The sequence below is a fragment of the Microcystis sp. M53603_WE2 genome (assembly GCF_030065435.1).
Genome location: NZ_JASJFF010000658.1, coordinates 1 through 3,297 on the forward strand (window position 1 = coordinate 1; position 3,297 = coordinate 3,297).

4 protein-coding genes are annotated in these 3,297 nt (G+C 48.0%); 3 read left to right on the top strand and 1 reads right to left on the bottom strand.

All coding sequences use genetic code 11. The features are described 5' to 3' along the window. The coding region (gene bchD, locus PX481_RS14310; RefSeq protein WP_288094803.1) for a magnesium chelatase ATPase subunit D at nucleotides 1-1,677 on the top strand (1,677 nt) is incomplete at its 5' end. On the opposite strand, the gene PX481_RS14315 is transcribed toward bchD, so the two are convergent. After that, nucleotides 1,611-1,799 carry a hypothetical protein gene (locus PX481_RS14315; RefSeq protein WP_103111606.1) on the bottom strand — a complete coding sequence of 63 codons (189 nt, stop codon included), beginning with the start codon at nucleotides 1,797-1,799 and terminating at the stop codon, nucleotides 1,611-1,613. The two genes, bchD and PX481_RS14315, sit on opposite strands and share 67 nt — an antisense overlap. Before the next feature lie 157 nt (nucleotides 1,800-1,956). Between PX481_RS14315 and PX481_RS14320 the strand changes: the two genes are divergently transcribed. Beyond that, entirely contained in the window at nucleotides 1,957-2,460 is a 504-nt protein-coding gene (locus tag PX481_RS14320) for a hypothetical protein (protein ID WP_002761255.1), read from the top strand. A 10-nt stretch (nucleotides 2,461-2,470) separates the two neighbouring features. Beyond that, nucleotides 2,471-3,297, top strand: an 827-nt coding sequence (locus PX481_RS14325) for a hypothetical protein (protein ID WP_288094804.1), incomplete at its 3' end; no start/stop codon positions are given.

Below are 3,297 nucleotides of genomic sequence, written 5' to 3' on the forward strand. Positions count from 1 at the left end.
GAGGATCGTTTATTGGGTTCCGTCGATGTGGAAGAATCGGTGAAACAGGGGGAACCAGTCTTTCAACCCGGTTTATTAGCCAGCGCCCATCGGGGAATTCTCTACGTCGATGAAATTAATCTACTCGATGACCAAATTGCTAACCAATTACTAACAGTTTTAAGCGAAGGACGTAACCAAATCGAACGGGAAGGCATCAGTTTTCAACATCCCTGTAAACCAATCCTGATCGCTACTTATAACCCAGAAGAAGGGGATTTACGAACCCATTTATTAGATAGAATTGCCATTGCTCTTTCCGCCGATGGTGTTCTCAGTTTAGACCAACGAGTCACCGCCGTCAATCAGGCGATCGAGTATGCTGTTTCTCCCACCGCTTTTATCGCCCAATATGCCCAAGAAATCGATGATATAAAAACCGAAATTATCCTAGCGAGGGAATGGTTAAAAGAGGTAAAAATTAAACCCGAACAAATTAGTTATCTAGTGGAGGAAGCGGTGCGCGGTAGGGTAGAAGGTCATCGCGCCGAGATTTTTGCCGTGAGAGTAGCCAAGGCGGCCGCCGCTTTAGAAGGTCGGGATGTAGTCAGTGCCGATGACTTAAAAAGAGCCGTCGAATTAGTTATTGTACCTCGATCGCTGATTACGCCACCACCTCCGGAACAGGAACAACAGCCCCCACCGCCGCCACCACCACCGGAACCGCCCCAAGACGAAAACCAGCAGGAACAGGAAGAAAAAGAGGAGGAGAAAGAGGAGGAAAAAGAACCGGAACAGCCGGATAATCTGCCAGAAGAATTTGTTTTTGACCCAGAAGGGGTTTTACTGGATCCCAGTGTGCTGTATTTTGCCCAGATGGCCCAGCGTCAGGGGAAATCGGGGGCGCGTAACCTGATTTTCTCGGAAGATAGGGGACGTTATATTAAGCCGATGTTACCCCGGGGCAAGGTGAAAAGAGTCGCCGTCGATGCCACTCTCCGGGCGGCCGCCCCCTATCAAAAAGCCCGTCGCTTGAGGAATCCCGAACGTCATGTGATTATAGAAGAAGGGGATCTGCGCTCAAAACGGCTGGCCCGCAAGGCCGGTTCTTTAATTGTCTTTGTCGTTGATGCCTCCGGTTCCATGGCCCTGAATCGGATGCAGTCGGCCAAAGGTGCGGTTATGCGTCTGTTAACGGAAGCTTACGAAAATCGCGACCAGATTGCCCTGATTCCTTTCCGGGGTGAGCGAGCAGATGTACTATTACCGCCAACCAAATCGATTACCCTAGCGAAAAAACGTCTAGAAACCCTGCCCTGTGGTGGCGGTTCCCCTTTAGCCCACGGTTTAACCCAAGCGGTTCATGTGGGGATGAATGCCCGTTTATCGGGGGATATCGGTCAAGTGGTGATTGTGGCGATTACCGACGGTAGAAGTAATATTCCTTTGGCGAAATCTTTAGGCGAACCGATTCCGGAGGGGGAAAAACCCGATATTAAGGCAGAACTGCTCGATATTGCCGCTAAAATTCGCTCTTTAGGCATTAAACTGCTGGTCATCGATACGGAGAAAAAATTCGTCTCCACTGGTTTTGCCAAAGAATTAGCCCTAAAAGCCGGGGGTAAATATTATCATCTACCCCGGGCCACGGAACAAGCGATCGCATCTATGGCGCGAGGGGCAATTGCGGGACTGTAGCTGGGGTTTGCGGCAAAAAGTTTTTCGGTGGGGGCAGGGTGTGGGGTGTGGGGTGTGGGGTGTGGGGTGTAGGGTGTAGGGAAAGAAACCTCTTTCATCTGTGGGGGTGAAAATTTTTTCATCGGGACTGCCTCCTGCCTTCGTTATTGACTCGAATTTTGCTGATTTTCTGTTTTTTTTCGGTCTGGTGTGAGAGAATCTAGAAAAACTTAACAATAATCAGCAATAAGCGAGAGATATACTACAAACAAACATTAGTAAGTTTTAATTAAGATAACTATGAACTTTCGATTTGGCAAAATCTTGATAGCAGGGGTATTGGCGGTACTTTTGCTAGTAACTTCCTGTGCTAAAGCTCCCTCACAATTTGACCAAGCGCAACAAGAAAGTACCGCTCGCGGGGCGGCGGCAGTGGTGAAAGAATCCACCTCTGGCGGCAGTTTTAATCGGTTTTTCCCGCCTTCTGGGGGAGGATACGAGCGCGTCTATACCCAGGAGAAAAAAGGCTTTGCTGAGGCAAAACTGAAGCAAGATGGCAAAGTTCTGGCTATGTTAGCCATATCTGACATCAGCAATAATCCCGCGGCGGCCAATAAATTCCAAGACAGTCAAACCACAATTAAAGGTTTTCCCTCTGTGGAACAGGGTGCAACCGCCAGCGCCGTTTTAGTCAATAATCGCTATCAAGTCAAGGTTTTATCGCGGGAGCCAGATTTTTCTTCCAGCGATCGCCAAGCTTGGTTAGCTAAGTTCGATTTAGATGGTCTAGCAAAATTAAAGTAAGGAGACATCCGTGAGTAAGCCAATTTTTGAACTGGTGGACGAATTACCGACTAATAATCTCACCGTCAAAGTTCTCAAAACCCTTGATTATGTCGTGCCGGGACAGTGGGATAACCTAGTCGGGTTTAAAAATACGATTATCAAAGTCACCGGCGAAACCGACGAAAGCATGATCCAACAGATTGGCGATCGAGCCGTTTGGTTGTTTAATGATAAATCCCAGGGCTATCAACGGGCGCTCTGGCTCTACCAAACCATCGACAGCGCCGATAATGCCCTAGCCGCCGCCTCTCTTGCTAATGTCGTCGGTGGTAAAATTCCCCTCATGGGCGGTTTAATCGAAAAATTAACCCCTGCCCCCGAAAAAGCGCAAACCATCGATCTAACCTTGAAATTAGTGACAGAATTAGTCGCTTTTTGTCAAATTAATGGCATTCCGGGCGATAGTATCGATGATTTCGTCGCTTCTCTGGGAGATTATAGCGGCGAATCCCTGATGCGGATGGCGGCGTTAGTTTGTTTGGATGGTTTAATTCCCCTGGGGGGCAGTTTTATCCGGAAAGTGGAATCGGGCCTCAGCATTCTCACCCCGGAAGAATTAGAATCTAACTCCACTTTCGGCAGTATTAAAGAATTGATTCCGGGGGGAAATACTGCCAGAAAATTAGACTTTATCGGTCAAAGTTTCGACTCGACTAAAGGTTGGATGAGTGGTTTTGTCAGCGAGCGCGGTTTGACCCAGCAGGGATTATTGAGCAAAATTCAGGGATTTATCGACTTTTCTGCCGATAAATTGGTATATGTTGGGGCATTCCTCGATATGACCACCAATTACTA

Excerpts from the sequence above, each read along its gene's own strand:
- PX481_RS14320 (WP_002761255.1), top strand. The coding sequence starts at position 1,957 with ATGAACTTTCGATTTGGCAAAATCTTGATAGCAGGGGTATTGGCGGTA.
- PX481_RS14315 (WP_103111606.1), bottom strand. The coding sequence starts at position 1,799 with ATGAAAAAATTTTCACCCCCACAGATGAAAGAGGTTTCTTTCCCTACA.